The following is a 22,615-nucleotide window of genomic DNA, read 5'->3' on the forward strand; positions in this document are numbered from 1 at the left end:
AATTATCTAATGATCTAATTGCCACATTATCTAATTAACCTTATTTTTGTATCATGATAAAATGGATAACAAAACTGTTTTCATCAACACAAAAAGAAGAGAACATAGATAATATGAAGAAATATTTAATTGTAGGTTTAGGAAATATTGGTGCCGAATACGTAAATACAAGACATAATATTGGATTTAAAGTATTAGATTTTTTAGCCAAAAAAGAAGGACTTTCATTCGAAACCGTAAAACTGGGCGCTTTGGCAGAATATAAATTCAAAGGCAGAACCTTTTTTCTGCTTAAGCCCAATACCTACATGAATTTAAGCGGCAAGGCTGTAAAATACTGGATGGACAAGGAAAACATTCCATTAGAAAACATTTTGGTCATTACGGACGATTTAAACCTCTCATTCGGAACCATAAGAATCAAACCAAAAGGAAGCGACGGAGGCCACAACGGATTGAAAAATATCAATCTTGTTTTAAATACACAACAATACACCCGTTTTAGATTTGGTATCAGCGATCAGTTCAAAAAAGGACAGCAAATCGATTATGTTTTAGGAGAATGGGATGAAGAAGAAAAAGCAAAATTGCCGGAACGTTTAGAAGTTTCTTCAGAAATTATCAAATCATTTGGAACCGCCGGTTTAGAAAACACGATGACTACATTTAACGGAAAGTAAAGAATTACAGCTGTTTAACTGTTAAATAATCAAATTATCAGTTAATTATATTCAATTATAACGAAATAGTATTTTCTATTCCAAAGTTAAATGTCTAAATTTGAAATAAATTATTATAAATCATAAAATCATAATATCATGGCTTTTGAATTACCACAATTACCTTATGCATATGATGCATTAGAACCACATATTGATGCTCGTACAATGGAAATCCATCATACAAAGCACCACAATGCTTATACTACAAATCTTAACGCTGCAATTGCAGGAACAGATTTAGAAGGTAAGACAATAGAAAATATCTTAATTAACTTAGATAAAACAAACGCAGCAGTTCGTAACAATGGTGGAGGTTTCTACAACCACAATTTATTCTGGACTGTAATGTCTCCAGACGGTGGCGGATTACCAACAGGTGATTTATTAGCAGCAATCGAAGCTTCTTTTGGAACTTTCGAAGAATTTAAAGCTAAATTTGCTAAAGCCGGAGCAACTCAATTTGGTTCAGGATGGGCTTGGTTAACAGTTCAAAAAGGAGGAAAATTAGAAGTTGTTGGTACTCCAAATCAAGACAATCCATTAATGCCGGAAGTTGCTGGTAACGGTGGAACTCCAATCTTAGGAATGGACGTTTGGGAACATGCTTACTACTTAAACTACCAAAACAGAAGACCAGATTATATTGAAGCTTTCTTCAGTGTAATTAACTGGACAGAAGTAGCAAGAAGATATGCTTTAGATAAATAGTCTAAGAAAATAGAAAATAGAAAATAGAAAATAGATTATAGAAAAAAGACGAGTGCCGAAATAGGTTACTCGTCTTTTTTTATCTCTATTTTTGTGTTTTTCTAGAACCTCTTTTCTATATTCTATTCTCTTTACTCTATCTTCTTTATTCTATTCTCTTAAAAAAAAAAAGAAAATAAAAAAGGCGGAATCTCTTCCACCTTTTTTGCCCCAAATCTACCATAAACTTAACCTACTAATGTTATGGTTTAGTAAATGTATGATAGCTGTTCTTATGAAAAAAACTTTTTAGACGAATGGTAAATATATCCGACTAAGTAAGAGAAAGATAGGGAAATGTAGTAAAGAATATAGAGAATAGAATAAAGACGAAAGATTACTGAATAAAGAAATAAATAGGGTAGAGTTAAAGAAAGTACTTTTTGATTATTTATCTGTTATAAAAGTCTTTAGTCTATATTCTATAATCTATTCTCTAAAAAAAGAAAATAAAAAAGGCGGAATTTCTTCCACCTTTTTTGCCCCAAATCTACCATAAACTTAACCTACTAATGTTATGGTTCAGTAAATGTATGATTGCTATTCTTGTTTAAAAAACTTTTCAGATGAATGGTCAATATATCCGACCAAAAGAAGATAATGGTCTTAAATTGAAATACTTGAGTTTATTCCAATAAAAAAGGTGGAATTGCTTCCACCCTTTTTGCCCCAAATCTACCATAAACTTAACCTACTAATGTTATGGTATCTCAAAAGTATTGTAGCTTTTCAATTTTACCAAACATATAGGATGAACGGCAAAAAAAACCGATGAAATGCACAAATTAACCTTTTGTTAGTATTTTTTTAATATGCTCTTGCGTCTTTTCCCTCATAGAAATTCATGAAAGCCCTGTTTACAACACGATTACCTCCTGGTGTAGGATAATCTCCCGTAAAGTACCAATCGCCTAAATTTTTAGGACATGCAATATGCAAATCTTCTACTTTCTGGAAAATGATTTTTACTTCGGCATTGATTTCAGGAGAACTCAACATTTCAGCAATTTTATCTGAAATTTCTTCAGGAGTAAACTGATCGTAAATTGCCGTAACATAATTCACAACATCACTATCTAGATAGTTTTCCTGTGCTTTACATTTTGCGTAAACTTCATCAACAATATGATATAGATTTCTTTCTTTCAATAAAGCCAAGGCTGCTCTAAAAGCAACAAGACCTTCTAACTTAGCCATGTCGATTCCGTAGCAATCAGGATAACGAATTTGTGGCGCCGATGAAACGATTACAATACGTTTAGGATTTAAACGATCCATCATTTTTATAATACTCATTTTAAGCGTCGTACCACGAACAATACTGTCATCGATGATAACAAGGTTGTCTGTTGGTTTGATCACTCCGTAAGTAACGTCATAAACGTGTGCAACAAGATCATCACGGCTACTATCCTCAGTAATAAAGGTTCTAAGTTTAGCATCTTTAATCGCAACTTTCTCAGTACGTATTTTTACTGCCAATAATTCTTGTAAAGTTTCGGCTGTAAGTGTATTTCTGTTGGCTAAAATATAATTGTTTTTTCTCTGATTCAAGAAATCCTGAGCTGCTTCGACTAAACCATAAAATGAAGTTTCGGCAGTATTAGGAATATAAGAGAAAACAGTATTGTCTGTATCGCTGTCAATAGAATCTAAAACCGCAGGTAAAATTAATTTACCTAAGTTTTTACGTTCCTGATAGATTTCAGCATCACTTCCTCTTGAGAAATAAATTCTTTCAAAAGAACACGCTTTTTTTACCGTTGGTTCTAAAATTTGTTCCATCGAAACTTTTCCGCTTTTCTTGATAATCAAAGCATTTCCCGGATCAATTTCCTGAACACTTTCAAACGGTACATTAAATACAGTCTGAATAACCGGTCTTTCAGAAGCTACAACCACTACTTCATCATCCTGATAAAAGTAAGCTGGACGAATTCCTGCTGGATCTCTAAAAACAAAAGCATCACCATGACCAAGTAATCCGGCCATTGCATAACCTCCGTCAAGATTCTTAGCAGAACGTCCTAGTATTTTAGCAATATCCAATCGGTCTGCAATTACCGGAGAAGCTTCTCTTTTAGAGTAACCTTCGGCTTTACAATCCTGGTACAATTGCATTACTTCTTTGTCTAAGAAGTGACCAATTTTTTCCATCACCGTTACAGTGTCGGCCATTTCTTTTGGGTGTTGTCCAAGTTCTACTAAATTTTCAAAAAGTTCTTTAACATTCGTCATATTAAAGTTACCTGCCAAAATTAAGTTACGGTGCATCCAGTTACTCTGACGTAAAAATGGGTGAACACTTTCGATGCTGTTTTTCCCGAAAGTTCCGTAACGAACGTGTCCTAAAAATAATTCACCAACATACGGAATTTCAGATTTTATTTTAGCAACGTCATCACCAATTTCTGGCTTTGCTTTTAGCTCTTCACTGATTCTTTCGTTGATTTGTTTGAAAACATCTTGTATTGGCTGCGAGTGATTTGAACGAACTCGGCTTATGTAACGTTGTCCTGGTTCAACATCTAGTTTAATGCTTGCAAAACCAGCACCATCTTGTCCGCGGTTGTGCTGTTTTTCCATCATTAAGTACATTTTCTGAATTCCGTAGAAAGCAGTTCCGTACTTTTCTTTATAATATTCAAGCGGTTTAAGAAGTCTAACTAAGGCTATACCACATTCGTGTTTTAAAGCGTCGCTCATTGTTTTTTGTATTTGTGTTGTTGTTGTAAGTTGTGCGTAATAACGTAATAAAAAAGCCCCGTTTTATCGAGGCTTCAGGGCATTATATTTCTATGTCAAACTGAGTTAACGACTTAAATTGTTGTAATCGAATCGCTACTTCTGCTTTGCTTAATGTTTCCATCCTTTCGGTTCCAAATTTCTCTACACAAAATGAAGCTAAATTAGATCCGTAAATAATTGCGTTTTTCATGTTGCCAAACGAAATGTTTTCGCTTTGTGCAATAAATCCTGAAAAACCACCTGCAAAAGTGTCTCCTGCTCCTGTTGGATCAAAAACATCTTCTAATGGTAAAGCCGGTGCAAAGAAAACTTCTCTGTTATGGAATAAAAGCGCTCCGTGTTCTCCTTTTTTGATCACCACATATTTTGGTCCCAATTCCTGGATTTTGTTGGCAGCTTTTACTAATGAATATTCTCCAGAAAGTTGTCTTGCTTCTTCGTCATTGATTGTGATAACGTCTACACGTTTAATTACATCTAGTAATTCTGGTAAAGCGCAATCCATCCAAAAGTTCATAGTATCTAAAACTACTAATTTTGGTTTTTTCTCTAATTGATCTAAAACACTGCTTTGTACTAAAGGATGTAAGTTTCCTAACATCACAACATCAGCATCTTTATAATTTTGAGGAACCTTTGGTTGAAAATCAGCCAAAACGTTTAATTCCGTTACCAATGTGTCTCTGGAGTTAAGATCGTTGTGGTATAAACCGCTCCAGAAAAAGGTTTTCCCGCCTTTTACAATTTCGATACCAGAGATATCAATATTTCTTGAAGTTAAAAGATCTAAATGTTCTTGAGGAAAATCGTCGCCAACTACAGAAACAATGGCCGATTGTAAGTTAAAAAATGATGCTGATAAACCAATGTACGTTGCAGCACCACCTAATATTTTATCTGTTTTTCCGAAAGGAGTTTCAATCGCGTCGAAAGCAACCGTTCCAACAATCAATAATTTATTCATTTTATGAATTTCGAATTAGGGTGCAAAGATACTTCATAAGTTACAATATTGCAACGGTTTAGGTTCGCAAAATTTTCATAAAAAAAGAATATCGTTTGCGGAGCTAAAACTATTGTAAATGAATGAATTAAAATTGATTGCCCTGAGTGCTTAAAATATGTTTTTTGGATTTAAAATACAATATTTATTTTTGAAAAAAGCATTGAAGATTTTAGTTAGATTTGTTTAAAGATCAAATCTTATTTATGAAGAAAATTCTAACCTTATTAATATTCCTTTGTTTTTTGATTTCCTGTGAAAGAAAAGAACCCAATTTTTCTGAAGAAATGATTGAGAAGTTGGCCTTTCATAACGATAGTAAAGATTCTTTATTAACAATAAATAATTATTCATTTATAGATTTATACATTCTAACAAACGAGAATGAAATTTTTGTTACAAATGGCGAGCTCTTATATCAATCGTATAAAATGTATTTTCAAAAGGAGTATAAAACGTTTAAAGAGTTTTTAGAAATTGTTTTGAGTGAAGATTATGTTTTTGATGCGCTACACCAAAAGGTAATACTTTTGCAAAATTTTAAATTGAATCCAAAAATAGAAAAAGAATATAATAGTTTAGGATTTGATAAATTTTTGAAAAAATACTCAAAACCGTCACTCAGTGAAAATAATGATGAACTTAATACCTTAATTATTAATCCTGACGAGTTTTTTACAATATCGTATTTATTATATTTAAATAGATACGATCTTAGAGTAGATGATATTCAAGCAAGATATTCTATAATTAAAAGAGAAGATTCTTTCAAATAAATTTTACAACTCATACTTCTTATCAAAATAATTCTTCAAAACCCCAATCTGAATTAAAACCATAAACGGAACGACCAATAAAGCGTAAAGCACATTTGTAGAAAAATGAATTCCTGAAAATAGGGCAGAAGCTTTATCAGAATATGTTTTAGCTATTTCAAAATTATAAATGTCGTTATTGAAGTAAATAGTGTAAGCTGTTAAAGCAGCTAAACTGATGCCAATAAATATCCAGGCCGATTTAGAAATCAACGGTTTGTAAGCTTTGATTTTGCTTTGTTCAGCCACTAAAACCTGAGACATTATTTTTGAAGTAAAGTCGAAAGATGGCGATTCCAAAGTGTTTTCGCTCATCATTTTTTCAATCAGATTTTCTATTTCTTTATCATTTTCTTTCATAACATTCTATTATTTCTGGTTCTAATTGCTTTTTCAAAATTACAGCTAATTTCTGTCGGCTTCTAAATAATTTTACCTTTACATTATTAGCATTAATGTTCATGACTTTTCCTATTTCTTCTAAACTCTGATCTTCAAAATAAAATAAAGTTAGCAAGAAATTCTCTTCACTTGGTAATAAATTCAAACAATTCTGAATCGTTTGCTTTCGTTCTTTATCTTCTAAAGCGCTCAAAGCATTATCCATCGTTTTTATTAAATGAGCCGAAAATTCATCGATAGATATATTGTTGTCTTCTTTTTTGTTTTTCTTTAAACGATCAAGACACGTATTATAAGCAATTTTATAAATCCAGGTTGAAAATTTAGAATCTCCTTTAAACTTTACTAAAGAATTATACGCTTTAATAAAAGTATCCTGAGCAACCTCTTCAGCCTCTTCTCTGTTTTTGATCATTTTTATAGACAATGTAAAGATCATATCTTTATAACGATCTACCAACACGGCAAAAGCATTTGCATCACCCTGCAGAATTTTATCGATATAATGTTGATCAGTTATTGTGCTCATATTATGTAAGACGACACGTTTTGCGTTTAGGTTACAAGAAATTGAAAATAAATTCCAATATTTTTAAAATTCCAAATTCCAACTTAAATGTATGGTTTAAATTCCAATCTATATATGTATAGAATTTTGTCAAAGTTTTAAACTTTGACAAAGATTACGGCGACGTTACATTATACGCAATTTTGTCATCTCGACGAAGGAGAGATCACAATAGAAGTTCCGCAAACTAGATCACCAATCGTTGACGAGTTTCGTGTGTGATCTCTCCTTCGTCGAGATGACAAACTACACGAAAAGCTTGTTATGAAAATGATTGCCCTAGCCCCGATAGAAGTGGAAATCCTTTTGTGGCGGTGTTCGCCACAAAAGATTGGAACGAATAGCGGGATTAGCTCCTAAAAAAAACTAAATAACAGTATTATGGTTACTTTATATAAAAGATTTATCGTTTCTCGAAAATAATTTTAAACTCAAAATTAACTCATAATCAGCAAGTTTTGGAATTTGGAATTTAAAAATTGAAATTTTTTATAAAAAGTTGTAACCTCAATTCAAAACATGTCGTCATATGGAGTATCAATCAATTATAAAAACATAAAAATTATGGGAGCACAAATTTTAGTACCAATCAGTCTTTTCTTAATGATCTTCGGAATAGTCTATCTTATTTATTCAACAAGAAACAGAGAACGTTTAGCGCTTATAGAAAAAGGAGTCGATGCAAGTATTTTTTTAAAAGGAAGAACTAATGGAGTTCCGGCCTGGAAAATCCTTATTTTAAACACGGCTTTTCTTTTAATCGGTATTGGACTTGGATTTTTTATTGCTTTATTTCTTTCTACTTATACACAAATGAATTCAGATGTGATTTATCCGGCAACTATTATTACAATGTCAGGAGTAGGTTTACTTGTAGGATTTCACAGAGCTAAAGATTTAGATAAAGAATAAAAAAATTGTAATGAAAATGAAAAACGCGCCAGAACAAATGTTTCTGACGCGTTTTTTTTATGATTTAGATCCTATAGTTTCGTAATAAACATCTATAGAAAGATTTTTTTGCATTGATGCCATAACGGCCAGTTCGTCGCAGCGCTCGTTTTGAGGATGATTATTATGACCTTTAATCCATTTAAAATCGACTTGGTGTTTGCGGTAGATAATCAAAAAACGTTTCCATAAATCCGGATTCTTTTTGCCGGTATAGTTTTTTTTCTCCCAGCCAAAAACCCATTTTTTAACCACAGAATCAATAACGTATTTAGAATCTGAAACCACCAAAACCTTCATATTCGGGTTTTTTAATTTTTCAAGACCCACAATTACGGCCAAAAGCTCCATTCGGTTATTTGTAGTTAAACGAAAACCTTCGTAAAATTCTTTTTTATGTGGCGTTCCCACCAGTTCCATCACTACACCATATCCTCCATTTCCGGGATTTCCTTTCGCAGCGCCATCAGTATATATATGTACTTCGTGATTCATTGTCGTTTTTTTTTACCATATAAGTTATATAAGTTCATTTAAATAATGCAGCTTATATTTCTTTGTCAAATATTAAAAGAATTAATAAGAGTCCAACTTATATCTTCTTATATGACTTACATGGTTTAATTTTTTTTGAAAGTCTAATCCTCTAATAGTCTCGAAATAATTTCCGGGAAATACTTTTGCTCCAGTTCGTGAATCTTTTCGGCCACAGTTTCCGGCGTATCTTCTTCTGTTAGTGCTACATTTTTCTGGAAAATGATACCGCCTTCATCATAATGTTCGTTTACATAATGAATAGAAATTCCGGTTTCTTTCTCTTTATTATTTACTATAGCCCTGTGTATGTGCATGCCGTACATTCCTTTACCTCCGTAATTTGGTAAAAGTGCCGGATGTATGTTGATTATTTTATTAGGATATTTCTCGATTATATGATCCGGGAATTTCAATAAAAAACCAGCCAGAACTATCAGATCTGGGTCGATTTCTTGTATTTTTTGTAAGAGGTTACTTTTTAAAAGTTCGGTTTTTGAGAAGATTTCGGTTGGAATTTGATGATTTTTTGCTCTTTCGATGACTTTTGCCGCAGCATTATTCGTAAAAACCGAAACGACTTTTGCAATTTTGGTTTTCGCAAAATATTTTATGATGTTTTCAGCATTAGTTCCTGATCCTGAGGCAAAAACAATAATTTTTTTCATAATCGAATGTAATTTTAGAATGCAAAAAACGGAATAAAAATCCAAAATAAATAGTATTAAAAGGGCTTTCTTGAAATTAATTTTATAAATTAGTGTTACATTTATAAACTAAATCGTGGTTTTAAAATAAAGTTTTTTATTTTTGCCAACAAATTAAATTCTAAAATTAAAGATTATGTCAGACATTGCATCAAGAGTAAAAGCGATTATCGTAGACAAATTAGGTGTTGACGAAAACGAAGTTGTAACAGAAGCAAGCTTCACTAATGATTTGGGAGCTGACTCATTAGACACTGTTGAGCTTATTATGGAATTCGAAAAAGAATTTGATATTCAAATTCCAGACGATCAAGCAGAAAACATTGCTACTGTTGGTCAAGCTATTTCTTATATCGAAGAAGCTAAAAAATAATAATACCGCACCCGAATTTTTTAAAATTCCAACTTTGAATACCCAAATTCCAAAATTGGGATTTGTATTTTAAAAAATTGGAATTTTAAAAAATCGGGTGTTATTATTTTTTTAAAATTTAAATTTCGATTGGTTTTCAATCAAAAAGATATATTTATATTGTAATGCCCATGGCTCTTAAGTAACAATACTGTTAAGAAAGCGTGGGTTTTATTTGTTTAAAGTACAAAATACATATTTATGACGTTAAAGCGAGTTGTTGTAACAGGATTAGGTGCTCTTACTCCGATCGGGAATAATATTCAGGATTATTGGGAGGCACTTGTGAATGGAGTTAGCGGAGCCGCTCCTATCACGTATTATGATACAGAGAAGCATAAAACGAAATTTGCCTGTGAAGTAAAAAACTTCAATATTGAAGATTACATGGATCGCAAGGAATCTCGAAGATTAGATAAATTCGCTCAATATGCTGTCGCTGCAAGTGATGAAGCTATTAAAGATGCCGGACTTACTGATGATAATATCGACAAAACAAGAGTTGGTGTTATCTGGGGAGCTGGAATAGGTGGTTTAGAGACTTTTCAGGATGAAGTTATTTATTATGCAAAAGGAGACGGAACACCAAAATTCAATCCGTTTTTTATTCCTAAAATGATTGCCGATATTGCTCCAGCACACATTTCGATGCGTAATGGCTATATGGGACCAAATTATACTACTGTTTCTGCATGTGCATCTTCTGCAAATGCATTAATTGATGCTTTTAACTACATTCGTTTAGGAATGTGTGATGTTATTGTATCAGGTGGTTCAGAAGCTGCCATTACTATTGCAGGTATGGGAGGTTTTAACTCTATGCACGCTTTATCTACAAGAAACGAAAGTCCGGAAACGGCTTCAAGACCTTTTGATGGAACCAGAGATGGTTTTGTTTTAGGAGAAGGAGCAGGAGCTTTGGTTCTTGAAGAATACGAACATGCTAAAGCCAGAGGAGCAAAAATTTATTGCGAAATTGGCGGTGGCGGAATGTCATCAGATGCTTACCACTTAACTGCACCACATCCGGAAGGAATTGGAGTTATTGCAGTAATGAAAAATACATTAAGAGATGCCGGAATGAATCCTGAAGATGTTGATCATATCAATACTCACGGAACTTCTACTCCGTTAGGAGATGTTGCTGAATTAAAAGCAATCAGCGCTGTTTTTGGTGATCATGCAAAAAGCATCAACATCAACTCTACAAAATCAATGACAGGACACTTATTAGGTGCAGCAGGAGCTATTGAGGCTATTGCTTCTATCCTGGCAATGAAATATGGTATTGTTCCTCCAACTATCAATCATACGGTAGTAGATGAAAACATTGATCCATCATTGAATCTTACCTTAAACAAACCTCAAAAAAGAGAAGTAAATGTTGCTATGAGTAACACTTTTGGTTTTGGTGGACACAATGCTTGCGTATTGTTTAAAAAATTAGTTGACTAATTTCTGTATATGAATTTTATCAAAAAAATATTTTCTAAATCCCGTTCTCTAGAAGACGGGATTTTTTTTGACACTATTCAGAAAATACTTGGTTTTCAGCCTGCTACAATCGAATTTTATAAGAAAGCTTTCACACACAGGTCTTCTAATAAGCTCGACGAATCAGGACATCCCATAAATTATGAGCGATTAGAGTTTTTAGGAGATGCTATGTTAAGTGCCGTAATTGCAGCACATTTATTTAATAAAGCACCAAATGGCGACGAAGGATATTTGACTAAAATGAGGTCGAAAATTGTAAGCCGCGAACATTTGAATGAGCTGGGTAAAGATTTAAACCTGGTTCGTTTTGTAGAAAGCAAAGTGCCAATTCAGCATTTTGGAGAAAATATTCATGGTAATATTTTCGAATCACTTGTGGGCGCAATTTATCTGGATAAAGGATATTCGTTTTGCGAAAAGTTTATTCAAAAACGAGTTGTAGCTCCTTATGTTGATATTGCACGACTTGAAGGCAAAGTAATTAGTTATAAAAGTTTGGTTATCGAATGGTGTCAGAAAGAAAAGAGAGTCTTTCATTACGACATTTTTGAAGATAACGGTATTGACGGTCAGCGCTTATTTGGCGTTAAATTAAGTATAGACGATAAAGTAATCGCACGAGCGCGAGCCACTTCAAAAAAGAAAGCAGAAGAGAAAGCTTCACAAAGAGCATATTTTGCATTTCAGGAAAAAATAGACAAGAAATAGCTACAATTTTGTTGTAAGTATCTTAAAGCTATAACGTTTTCGTTTATAAATTAATAAAAACAAGCACATCTTAACTATTTAAGCTCCGCTAGAAATAGTATATTTACACCTTGATTTTTCATGACATGGCTATTCATAGATTGGATTTAGACGAATTTGACGAAATTGATTATTATTTAATGGCAATTCATACTTCATTAGAAGATTATAGATTGGCCTATTTTATCAATAAAAACCTTCCGATAAACTTAAGTAAGAGCAAAAACGAGATCCATGCTCAGACTAAAGAAGGCGAGGCAAATTTCTCGAGATTCTATTATTATGATGCTGAGAAAACAGTTTCATGGAATTTAATTCAGAATAAAAATGAAATCATTTCAACGAGTAGAAATGATTCCCAGGATTTGTTTTCCAATGAAACAAGTGAGGTTTCAACAACAATTCATTTACTTCCTGAATTCAAAAAAGTAGATTTTTTCCTGAAAATAGAGAATAGTGAAGAGACTATTGATTTTTCAGAAATTCAACAACAATTAAATACCATCGAGAGTATTGCGGCTATTTATGCTGTAGATACTGATAAAATAAAATCAAAAAACAATCTAATTTTTTAAAAAAAATGTTAACAAACAAAAAAACCAAAATTGTCGCTACACTTGGTCCTGCATGTGGTACGAGAGAGATCATCAAAGATATGATCGATGCAGGGGTTAATGTGTTTAGAGTTAATTTTTCGCATGCTGATTACGAAGGTGTAAAAGAGAAAATTAATATTATTAGAGGTCTAAATGAAGAGTTTGGTTACACAACTGCAATCCTTGGAGATTTGCAAGGACCAAAACTTAGAGTTGGTGTGATGGAAGAAGGAACTGTTGTTCATGATGGTGATTTAATCACTTTTACAACAGCAGAAGATATTTTAGGAACAGCTCAAAAAGTGTTCATGAAATACCAAAATTTTCCAAATGATGTGAATCCGGGAGAGCGTATTTTGCTTGACGATGGTAAATTGATTTTCGAAATTATTTCTACTGATAAAAAGACTGAAGTTGTTGCTAAAGTAATTCAGGGTGGAGAATTAAAATCTAAAAAAGGAGTTAATCTTCCAAACACTAAAATTTCTTTACCAGCTTTAACTGAAAAAGATATTGCAGATGCTATTTTTGCTATCGAGCAAAAAGTAGACTGGATCGCACTTTCGTTTGTAAAAACACCGCGCGATTTACAAGACTTACAAGAATTGATCGCGAAACATTCTGAATATAAAATTCCGATTGTTGCTAAAATTGAAATGCCGGAAGCTTTAGAGAACATGGATAAAATTGTAGCATATTGCGACGCTTTAATGGTGGCTCGTGGAGATTTAGGAGTTGAACTTCCTGCACACGAAGTACCATTGGTTCAAAAAGATTTGATCCGTAGAGCTAAAATTGCAAGAATTCCTGTTATCGTTGCTACACAAATGATGGAGACAATGATTACAAGTCTTACACCAACAAGAGCTGAAGTAAATGACGTTGCAAACTCTGTAATGGATGGAGCTGATGCTGTAATGTTATCTGGAGAAACTGCTACAGGAAATTATCCGGTACAGGTTATTCAAAGAATGACACAAATTTGTGAAGCTGTAGAGGATTCTCCGCTAATTCAGGTTCCACAAAATACCCCACAAATTAAAACAAAACGTTTTGTTACTAAAACAGTTTGTCATCAGGCAGCTTTATTGGCTAACGAAATCAAAGCAAAAGCAATTTGTACATTAACAAATAGCGGATATACTGCTTTCCAGGTTTCGGCTTGGAGACCATCTGCACACATTTTGGTATTTACTTCAAACAGAAGAATCTTAACTCAATTGAATTTATTATGGGGAGTAAAATCATACTTCTATGATAAAGACGTAAGTACAGATGATACTGTAACTGATGTAAATAAAATTGCTGTTGAAAAAGGATACGCTGCAAAAGGTGATTATTTAATTAATCTTGCAGCTATGCCAATTAAAGATAAAGGAATGGTAAATACCATGAGAGTTTCTGAAATAGACTAAGACTTTATTATTATATAAAAAAGCCATTCGACAATATCGAATGGCTTTTTTTTTGGCTTAAACTTTTTGTGTATCTATATAGTAAGACTTGTGATAAAATTCATGAGTCTTTTTTTTGGTTCATTTTAATAAAAAAAGTCATATTTAACAAAAAGTGTTATTCGGACACTTTTATTAATAAGATAAAAACCAAAATATATTTTGCTAATTGTTTGATTTTTAAGAGTTAAATTTTATCAAATGAGACGCTCAGAAGCAAAATAAAGCATTTTTATTGTTTCATTTTATAAAATGAAACCATGTCAGACCGTATAAATGATATTCTTAGACTTTTTATTAGTTAATTTTGAGATAGTTAAATAAAAGTTAAGAAAATTCTTGTTTCAATTTTCCCCCAAATAAATTTCAAAAACTGAAATAAACAAGATTTTTTAATGTTCCCCGCACAAATCAATTATTAGTAATGTTTTTCTCGTATTCGAGGTTGATTAATAAAAGAATTATTAACAAATTTTATTACCATGAAACAAAGTAAACTTAAAAATGGATTTAGAAATTCGATAATGCTATTTGCATTGGCTTGCTTTTCGATAACGCAATCACAGAATACAAAAAAGCCCAATGTGCTTATAATTTGGGGAGATGATATTGGTATAAGTAACATTAGTGCTTATAGTAGTGGATTAATGGGGTATATGACGCCTAATATTGATCGAATTGCAACTGAAGGTACACGTTTTTTACAATATTACGGTGAGCAAAGTTGTACTGCAGGTCGCGCAGCTTTAATTACTGGTCAACATGGTATTCGTACAGGATTGACTAAAGTAGGATATCCTGGAGCTCCAATGGGGATGAGTCAATTAGATCCTTCTATTGGTGGAATCATGAAAAACTTAGGCTATGCAACCGGGCAATTTGGTAAAAACCATGTGGGAGATCGTAATGAAAACCTGCCAACAGTAAACGGTTTTGATGAATTTTTTGGAAACCTTTATCACCTAAATGCTGAGGAAGAGCCGGAATTACCGGATTATCCAAAAGATCCTGCATATTTGGCAAAATTTGGACCAAGAGGAGTTTTAAAATGTACTGCAACGACAACAGATGACGGAACAGTAGATCCTCGTTTTGGGAAAATTGGAAAACAAAGAATTGAAGATACAGGACCTCTTACCAAAAAAAGAATGGAAACTGTTGATGATGAAACATCAGCGGCGGCTATTGATTTTATTAAAAGACAAACTGCTGCTGGAAAACCATTTTTCTGCTGGTGGAATGGAACACGTATGCACCTGCGTACGCATGTAAGAGCTGAAAACCGTGGTAAATTTACACATGGAGATAGTGAATACAATGATGGTATGATAGAACATGATATTACTGTTGGAACATTGTTGAAAGCGTTGGATGATCTGGGAATTGCAGATAATACAATTGTAGTTTATTCTACAGACAATGGTCCTCACATGAATAGTTGGCCAGATGCAGCAATGACTCCTTTCCGTTCAGAAAAAAATACCAACTGGGAAGGTGCTTTTAGAGTTCCCTGTGTAGTTAGATGGCCAGGCGTAATTAAACCAGGACAGGTTACTAATGAATTAATGTCACATAATGACTGGTTGCCTACTTTAGCATCGATTGCAGGAGAACCAGATTTAAAAAATAAACTTTTAACAGGCTATAAAGCCAATGGTAATAATTATAAAGTGCATTTAGATGGATTTGACCAATCTAACTTACTACGAGGAACAGCAAAAAGCTCCAGAGATAAATTCTTTTATTCTGATGATGATGGTCTGTTAGTGGGTTTACGTGAGGGAGACTATAAATATGTATTTGCAGAACAACGTATGCAGGGAACTATGGGATTGTGGGCAGAACCTTTTACTAAATTGAGACTGCAAAAAATATTCAACTTGTATATGGACCCTTACGAAAGAGCCGATATAACTTCTAATACGTATTGGGACTGGGTATTAAACCACGTACAGTTAGCATATGGAATGATTTCCGATGTTACTGAATTTGCAATGACTTTTGAGAAATATCCACCAAGATCTATACCGCCAAGTTTCTCTCCTTACACAATTATGGATGAGGTGTTACAAGATATAAAAATGAAAAAAGTTATCGAAAGAGATACACAAGCTCCAAAGAAAAAATAAAAATATCATTAGTAAAAAATAGCTTGAGTTACCCCCTAACTCAAGCTATTTAATAACATAAAAATCAATATTATGTATAAGAAAAGATATATATTGCCCCTATTTTTATTGTTGCTGGTTTCGTTTAATAAAGCTGATAGCGCTGCTATAGATAGTTCTGACCCAATAAATTTTGTAAAAATCTCAGATCCGCTGCCAAGTTGGAATGATGGTGCTTTAAAAAAAGAAATTATTGCTTATATAACTAAAGTAACCAAAAAAGGAGGCCCGGATTTTATTCCGGTTGAAGACAGAATCGCCACTTTTGATAACGACGGAACTCTTTGGGCTGAAAAACCTTATGTTCAGGAATTGTTTGCTTTTTACAGAGTAAAGAAAATGGTAGAAGCCAAACCCGAATTAGCTCAAAAACAACCTTTCAAGGCCGTTGTCGAAAAAGATAAAACGTATTTTGAAACTGGAGGCGAGAAAGCATTAATAGAGTTAGTGGCTGCAACCCATACCGGTATGACCGAAGATGAGTTTGAAGCAGCAACAAAAGATTTTTTTGCAGGAGCTAAATATCCGGGAAAAAATGTTCCTATTAAACAAATCAGATACCAGCCACAATTGGAATTATTAAACTATTTGCGTGCAAACGGATTCAAGACTTTTATTGTAACCGGAGGAACTGTAGAATTAGTTCGTGCTATTTCTCAGGATTTTTATGGTATTCCAAAAGATCAGGTTGTTGGAACTTCTTTCAAATACAAATTTGATGATGCGACAAACAGCATTCAGAGAGAACCAGCTTTAGACCTTTTAAATGACAAAGAAGGAAAGCCTGTAGGCATACAATTGCATATTGGGCAACGACCTGTTTTTGCCTGCGGAAACGAAGGCGGAGCCGGCGATCTGGCCATGCTAAGATATTCTTCAGGAAGTAAATATCCTTCTTTTCAAATGATTGTTAATCATAATGATGCTGCCAGAGAATACAGTTATCAGGAAAAAGATAATTTATCATTAGATACTGCTGCAAAATACAAATATCATGTAGTGAGTATAAAAGACGATTGGAAAAAGATTTTTCCGGACAAATAATTTGAATTAGTTAGAATTGAAATGAAACAACTTTTTACGAGTAAGTTGTTTCATTTTGATTTTAACAAAGAATAAAAAGATTTAAATCAAAGGACTAATGAGTCAAAGAACTTCCATTTGTTTTAAAAAAGAAAGAAAATATTTACTTTTTACTTTTGTAATTATTAAAGTAGTATTTTTATTATTAAATAGTTTAATCTTTTTTAGATGAAAACTTAAATTAAAATATTATGAAAAATACAAGATTTTATGTTGTTTCAAAGTTGTTGTTTAGTACAACTTTTTTTCTTTTAAATTTTGCAGCTTTTGCTCAGGAAGCACCTCCAAAATCAGGTTCAAGTGCTCAGGAATTAGCAGACAAATTAGCAAATCCGGTAGCAAGTTTAATTAGTGTTCCCCTACAAAACAATCTAATTTATGGAGTTGGTCCTTTCAACGGATCAAAATACACCATTAATGTTCAGCCCGTTATTCCGTTTAAATTAACAGAGAATCTAAATTTAATAACACGTTATATTCTTCCGGTCGTAGATCAAAGGGATATAACAGGAGAAAACACACATCAGTTCGGATTAAGTGATGCAACCGTAACAGCTTTTTTTGCACCTAAAACCAAAGGATTAATTTTAGGATTTGGACCTGCTTTTTTAGTACCAACTGCTACGGATAAATTATTAGGAACAGAAAAATTTGGAGTAGGGCCAAGTGCATTAGTGATGCATCAGGGGAAAGGACTTTCTGTAGGTTTTATAGCCAACCAAATCTGGTCTGTGGCCGGTAATGACGATCGTGCTGATTTTAATCAGTTTTACACCCAAATATTCCTGACGCATAGCTATAAAAGCGGTGCCACTTTAGGTATAACTTCAGAAATTACTCAAAATTGGGAAGGAAACACAACCCTTATAACCCTTAGTCCCAATATAGGGGCAATTTCAAAACTAGGTGATCAGGCGGTTCAGTTTGCCATTATGCCTTTAATTCCAATTGTTGGGCCACGCGATCAAAGACCAGACTGGGGATTGAGAGCGGTATTGGCTTTTGTGTTTCCGGGTTCGTAAAACAGTTCTAAAAATTTTAAAATAATTCAAATGAAAAAAGCAATTCTTATTTTAGTTGTAAGTTTTCTATTCATTAGCTGTAAAAAAGAAGGATCTACTTCAACAGCAACAACTTCAACTTCAGAAAATAATGCAACTCCTTCAGATCAGGATATTATAGATGCTTATATCTATTTATATGCAAGATATTTTGTTATTCAACAGGAAAATTACGACATAAATGTCGAGAAAGTAGGTTATAATAAAATCAAATACAATCCGCTTGGATCTGCACAATTTGTTAATCCAAATTTAGACGTAGCTTATCTTGAAGCATGGATTGCAGTTGATGCAGCTCATGCTGTGATATTAAATGTTCCTAAAATAGAAGGACGTTATTATACCGTTCAACTTCTTGACGGTTGGGGAGAAGTAATTGTCAATATCAACGAACGTAATTTTCCTAAAACGCCTTACGGAAAATTTGCTTTGGTTTTAAAAGGAACGAATCCTACAATTCCGGCAAACGCTCTGAAGATAGAATTACCATCAGAAAAAGTTAAAATGTTGGCTCGCGTTGAGCTGAAAGGAACTCCGGCTGTAGCTCAAAAATTACAGCGGCAATTTACATTTGATGTTCCTGACGGAATCAAAATTGCATCACCTATAACTATTCCTGAGTTTACTCCTAAAAAACCAATTGGAACCGAAATATTTGATAATGCGGCTGAAGTAATCGCATCTTATCCGGATGTAATGCCAAAAGCAAAAGAATATCAGTCAAAAGTAGCTGCTGTTGAAGCGTACCGCAAAAAAGATGACAAAGCTAAAGCGCATGTCGACGAAATTGTAAAAACCAAAGCTATTCCAGCTTTTTTATCAGGAGCAAAAGGTTTTGGAACTCAAAAAGGAGGATGGTCTGTATCGTATGCTGCAGGTAATTTTGGTAATGATATACTCGCTCGGGATATCATCAATTATGGAGGATTATGGGCTAATAGAGTAGAAGAAGCTATTTATTTTGTAGGGCTTACAGATACTAATAAACAATTATTAAGTGGTGATAAAGTCTATGAAATAAAATTTCCAAAAGATCAAATTCCGGATTTAATGGTTAATGCATTTTGGTCAGTAACCTTATACAGCGTTCCTGATTACAGAGTGGTTGATAATAAATTAAAAAGATACAATCTGAATAATGTTTCGGGATTAAAGAAAAATAGTGATGGATCATTAAGTATCTGGCTAGGTTCTTCATTGCCTAAAGGTGCAATTGAAAGTAATTGGCTGCCAACTCCGGCAGGCAAAGGCTTTGCTTTAACCATGCGTATGTATGTTTCTAAAAAAGAAGTTCTCGACGGAAAATGGTTTCCTGCTCCAATCGAACAAAAAAACTAATTGTTTCTGTAATTATAAAAAATTAAAATCATGAAAAATAAAACTCTTGTTATTCTGGTAGTTTCTAGTTTTATATTCGCTATAGGATGTAAAAAGAATACAGAAGAAAATAATGTAGTATCAACTTCAGTTTCACCAGCTGGTACCGAAATAAAAATGGATGGTGAATTGCCGTCAAAAGAATCAATTCCGGCTTTATTTGACGAGATGGATTTTCAACAGGCAACTCAAACTTATTTATGGGCATTGCCCATTGTGGCTTTCGCCGAATGGCAGCAACAACATTATAAAGTATTCAATGCCTCAAGTAATGATCTTGTTCTTTACAATTCGTATCACGATCGTTTGGGTATTCTTACCGCAAATGCTACCACGCCATATATCATGACTTTTATAGATCTTGCTGCAAATGGACCAACTGTTATCGAAATGCCTGCCGGACATACTGCCGGAGGACTTGCTGATTTCTGGCAACGCGAGCAAGCTGTAATTGGAGAAATGGGACCTGATAAAGGAAAAGGGGGCAAATATATTTTGGTACCACCTACAATGAAAGACTTTAAACCAGCCGGATATTTTATCGTTCCATGTAATACAGTTAATATGTTTTTTGGCTTCAGAGCTTTAGATCCAGACCCGAAAGTGACTGAAACGTTGTTGAAACAAGTAAAAATTTATCCTTATGATAAACGTGCAAATCCTACACCAACAAAAGTGGTAAGCCCGCCGGCAGATAAAAAGTGGTACGGAATTCAGCCTGCCGGAATTGCATATTGGGAACGTCTTCACGCTATTTTACAAAATGAACCGGTTGAAGATCGTGATCGTTTTTTTATGGCCTGGCTTAAAAATTTAGGGATAGAGAAAGGAAAACCTTTTGCTCCGGATGAACGTCAGAAGAAAATTTTAATCGCTGCTGCTGAGAAAGGACAACAAATGGCAATGGCCAATTCTTTTAATAAACGCTTTAAGGATGTAAAACACTGGCCGGATAAAAAATGGGACTATGTAATGATTATCAAAGACCCATCGCAACATGCTGATAGTTATGATGAATTCTTTGAAAGAACTTCTTATTTCTACGAAGCTGTTACTTACTCAAAAGCTATGATTACCAAAATACCAAATGTGGGCCAGGCCTATTTAGGATCTTATTATGATAATAATGGAAACTGGCTGGACGGAAGTAAAAATTATACGCTAAATGTTCCTGCAAATCCACCTGCAGTAAATTTCTGGTCGATTACGATTTATGATTCAGCAACACGTTGTTTGATTGATAATCCCCAACAAAATGCCGATTTATCTTCCCGTAAGGATTTAATAAAAAATGCTGACGGATCTATCGATTTGTATTTTGGTCCAAAAGCACCGGCCGGAAAAGAGAAAAACTGGGTACAAACTTTACCCGGAAAACATTGGTTTACCTATATGCGTTTCTACGGACCAACAACAGCTTATTTTGATAAAAGCTGGAAAATGGATGATATAAAAGAAGTGAAGTAAAAGTCTTTAATACAACTAAATATGAAAAAGATACTTTTTATAACAATAATAGTAATTTCTTTTTTTTCATGTAAAAAGAAGGAAAGCTTAAATAATGAAGTTGCGACAACGGATATTGCCATCACAAAATCGGCAGATTCGGCGAAAGCCATTGCAAAAGAAGCCTGGACTTATATTTTTCCGTTAGCGATGAATTACAGAACGATGCGTTTATATGCTTTAGACAAAACCTATCCCGATTATGCAGGAGGTTTTAATAAGTTTAAACATTACGATAAAATCTTTACTCCGGCAGATACCGCAGTAGTAACGCCAAACAACGATACGCCATATTCATGGGCAATTTTAAATTTGGCTGATGAACCAGTACTATTAGAAGTCCCAGAGATTAAAAACAGATATTATTCGTTTCAGTTTGTCGATTTATATACGTTCAATTTTGCGTATATAGGAAGTCGTGCCACTGGAGATAAAGCAGGGAAATATCTTATTGCCGGACCAGATTGGAAAGGCGAAAAACCTGCCGGAATTGACAAAGTGATTCAGTCCGAAACGAATTTGGTTACTCTATTAGGCAGAACCGAATTGAAAATGGGACAAGGAGATATTGAAAATGTAAAAAAAGTACAATCACAATATAAGTTGACTCCGTTTCATGAATTTGCAAAAATTACCGCGCCGGAACACAAAGAATTTGCTTTGCCTTTTCCTGAATTTAAACAGGCAGATTTAGGTTCAGCTGAATTTATTGGTTTAGCGAATAATCTATTACAATACACTTCTTTAAACCCTACAGAATCAGACTTAAGGAGGAAATTTGCCAAGATTGGACTTGTTCCAGGTAAAAAGTTTGATCCGGCTGCATATTCCCCGGAAGTATTAAAAGCGATTAACGAAGCTGCACTGGAAGCCGGAAAAGAATTAGAAGATGGCGCTAACAAACTTACAAATGCAACCGATTTGTTTGGAACAAGAGAGGAATTAAACGGCGATTATACTAAAAGAGCTTTAGGCGCTGCAGCAGGTTTATTTGGTAATACAAAGGAAGAGGCAATATATATTGGAACAAGAACAGATAAAGCAAATAATATTTTATCAGGAAAAAATAAATATGTAATTCGTTTTCCAAAAGGACAAACTCCAAAAGCTAAATATTTTTGGAGTATTACGATATACGAATTGCCAAGTCGCTATTTGATCAATAATCCAATTAACAGATATTCTATTGGTGACAGAACAACAGGTTTAAAGTATGAAGCGAATGGAGATTTGATTATTTATATTCAAAATGAAGTTCCAAAAGGAAAGGAATCAAATTGGTTACCTGCTCCTAAAGATGCATTTTATTATTTGATCCGAATTTATGGGCCTGATGAATCAATACTAAACGGAACCTGGAAAGCGCCACAACCAGAACTTGTTAAGTAGAGGTCTTTAGAGGCGATTATATTTAAAGCAGCATTCATTAAATAAACTAATCTGATTGACCCCATGAAGAGAACCAATATTTATAAAAGGCTATTTGTTTTAATTGTATTGACTCTTTTTTGCAGCGC

Annotated in this window: 21 protein-coding genes; 15 read left to right on the plus strand and 6 right to left on the minus strand. The window is 33.7% G+C overall.

Annotation, left to right across the window (positions count from 1 at the left end):
• Window positions 1-53: 53 nt before the first annotated feature.
• Window positions 54-680 (plus strand): aminoacyl-tRNA hydrolase, encoded by a 627-nt coding sequence (gene pth, locus L0669_RS05815; protein ID WP_263762009.1) that lies wholly within the window; start codon window positions 54-56, stop codon window positions 678-680.
• Between the two features lie 138 nt (window positions 681-818).
• Entirely contained in the window at window positions 819-1,430 is a 612-nt protein-coding gene (locus L0669_RS05820) for a superoxide dismutase (RefSeq protein WP_263762011.1), read from the plus strand.
• Window positions 1,431-2,276: 846 nt separating this feature from the next.
• Here L0669_RS05820 and L0669_RS05825 read toward each other — a convergent pair.
• Window positions 2,277-4,175, minus strand: a complete 1,899-nt coding sequence (locus L0669_RS05825) for an amidophosphoribosyltransferase (RefSeq protein WP_173968741.1) — start codon at window positions 4,173-4,175, stop codon at window positions 2,277-2,279.
• A gap of 82 nt (window positions 4,176-4,257) precedes the next feature.
• Complete coding sequence (locus L0669_RS05830) at window positions 4,258-5,181, minus strand: PfkB family carbohydrate kinase (protein ID WP_173968739.1); 924 nt, start codon at window positions 5,179-5,181, stop codon at window positions 4,258-4,260.
• A gap of 245 nt (window positions 5,182-5,426) precedes the next feature.
• Here L0669_RS05830 and L0669_RS05835 point away from each other — a divergent pair, with 245 nt between their 5' ends.
• Complete coding sequence (locus L0669_RS05835) at window positions 5,427-5,996, plus strand: hypothetical protein (protein WP_263762013.1); 570 nt, start codon at window positions 5,427-5,429, stop codon at window positions 5,994-5,996.
• Window positions 5,997-5,999: 3 nt separating this feature from the next.
• On the opposite strand, the gene L0669_RS05840 is transcribed toward L0669_RS05835, so the two are convergent.
• Both L0669_RS05840 and L0669_RS05845 read right to left on the minus strand, forming a co-directional pair.
• Window positions 6,000-6,395 carry a hypothetical protein gene (locus L0669_RS05840; RefSeq protein WP_263762015.1) on the minus strand — a complete coding sequence of 132 codons (396 nt, stop codon included), beginning with the start codon at window positions 6,393-6,395 and terminating at the stop codon, window positions 6,000-6,002.
• Window positions 6,382-6,966 carry an RNA polymerase sigma factor gene (locus L0669_RS05845; protein ID WP_263762017.1) on the minus strand — a complete coding sequence of 195 codons (585 nt, stop codon included), beginning with the start codon at window positions 6,964-6,966 and terminating at the stop codon, window positions 6,382-6,384. The genes L0669_RS05840 and L0669_RS05845 overlap by 14 nt, the downstream gene beginning before the upstream one ends.
• A gap of 603 nt (window positions 6,967-7,569) precedes the next feature.
• Between L0669_RS05845 and L0669_RS05850 the strand changes: the two genes are divergently transcribed.
• Window positions 7,570-7,917, plus strand: a complete 348-nt coding sequence (locus tag L0669_RS05850; RefSeq protein ID WP_173968732.1) for a DUF6249 domain-containing protein — start codon at window positions 7,570-7,572, stop codon at window positions 7,915-7,917.
• A 57-nt stretch (window positions 7,918-7,974) separates the two neighbouring features.
• On the opposite strand, the gene rnhA is transcribed toward L0669_RS05850, so the two are convergent.
• Entirely contained in the window at window positions 7,975-8,451 is a 477-nt protein-coding gene (gene rnhA / locus L0669_RS05855) for a ribonuclease HI (protein ID WP_263762019.1), read from the minus strand.
• Between the two features lie 143 nt (window positions 8,452-8,594).
• Entirely contained in the window at window positions 8,595-9,158 is a 564-nt protein-coding gene (gene purN, locus L0669_RS05860) for a phosphoribosylglycinamide formyltransferase (RefSeq protein WP_263762021.1), read from the minus strand.
• Window positions 9,159-9,333: 175 nt separating this feature from the next.
• On the opposite strand from purN, the gene L0669_RS05865 reads away from it, so the two are divergent.
• The 11 genes from L0669_RS05865 to L0669_RS05915 all read left to right on the plus strand — a co-directional run bounded on the left by L0669_RS05865 (window position 9,334) and on the right by L0669_RS05915 (window position 22,487).
• Complete coding sequence (locus tag L0669_RS05865; RefSeq protein WP_007137004.1) at window positions 9,334-9,570, plus strand: acyl carrier protein; 237 nt, start codon at window positions 9,334-9,336, stop codon at window positions 9,568-9,570.
• Window positions 9,571-9,810: 240 nt separating this feature from the next.
• Window positions 9,811-11,064, plus strand: a complete 1,254-nt coding sequence (fabF, locus tag L0669_RS05870; RefSeq protein WP_263762023.1) for a beta-ketoacyl-ACP synthase II — start codon at window positions 9,811-9,813, stop codon at window positions 11,062-11,064.
• Between the two features lie 9 nt (window positions 11,065-11,073).
• Window positions 11,074-11,814 (plus strand): ribonuclease III, encoded by a 741-nt coding sequence (gene rnc, locus L0669_RS05875; protein ID WP_173968725.1) that lies wholly within the window; start codon window positions 11,074-11,076, stop codon window positions 11,812-11,814.
• A 125-nt stretch (window positions 11,815-11,939) separates the two neighbouring features.
• Entirely contained in the window at window positions 11,940-12,428 is a 489-nt protein-coding gene (locus L0669_RS05880) for an IPExxxVDY family protein (protein WP_173968723.1), read from the plus strand.
• Between the two features lie 5 nt (window positions 12,429-12,433).
• Window positions 12,434-13,864 carry a pyruvate kinase gene (pyk, locus tag L0669_RS05885; protein WP_263762025.1) on the plus strand — a complete coding sequence of 477 codons (1,431 nt, stop codon included), beginning with the start codon at window positions 12,434-12,436 and terminating at the stop codon, window positions 13,862-13,864.
• 521 nt (window positions 13,865-14,385) lie between these two features.
• A complete protein-coding gene (locus L0669_RS05890) occupies window positions 14,386-16,032 on the plus strand; it encodes an arylsulfatase (RefSeq protein WP_263762026.1) in 1,647 nt (548 codons plus the stop codon).
• 72 nt (window positions 16,033-16,104) lie between these two features.
• Window positions 16,105-17,115, plus strand: coding sequence for an HAD family hydrolase (locus L0669_RS05895; protein ID WP_263762027.1), 1,011 nt, complete (start codon window positions 16,105-16,107; stop codon window positions 17,113-17,115).
• A gap of 230 nt (window positions 17,116-17,345) precedes the next feature.
• Entirely contained in the window at window positions 17,346-18,176 is an 831-nt protein-coding gene (locus L0669_RS05900) for a hypothetical protein (RefSeq protein ID WP_263762028.1), read from the plus strand.
• Between the two features lie 30 nt (window positions 18,177-18,206).
• Window positions 18,207-19,553, plus strand: a complete 1,347-nt coding sequence (locus L0669_RS05905; RefSeq protein WP_263762029.1) for a DUF1214 domain-containing protein — start codon at window positions 18,207-18,209, stop codon at window positions 19,551-19,553.
• 30 nt (window positions 19,554-19,583) lie between these two features.
• Entirely contained in the window at window positions 19,584-21,059 is a 1,476-nt protein-coding gene (locus tag L0669_RS05910) for a DUF1254 domain-containing protein (RefSeq protein ID WP_263762030.1), read from the plus strand.
• 21 nt (window positions 21,060-21,080) lie between these two features.
• A complete protein-coding gene (locus tag L0669_RS05915; RefSeq protein WP_263762031.1) occupies window positions 21,081-22,487 on the plus strand; it encodes a DUF1254 domain-containing protein in 1,407 nt (468 codons plus the stop codon).
• The last annotated feature ends 128 nt before the right edge of the window (window positions 22,488-22,615 follow it).

Origin of the sequence: Flavobacterium bizetiae, from assembly GCF_024271895.1 — a bacterium.
In the GTDB taxonomy this organism is placed as follows: domain Bacteria; phylum Bacteroidota; class Bacteroidia; order Flavobacteriales; family Flavobacteriaceae; genus Flavobacterium; species Flavobacterium bizetiae.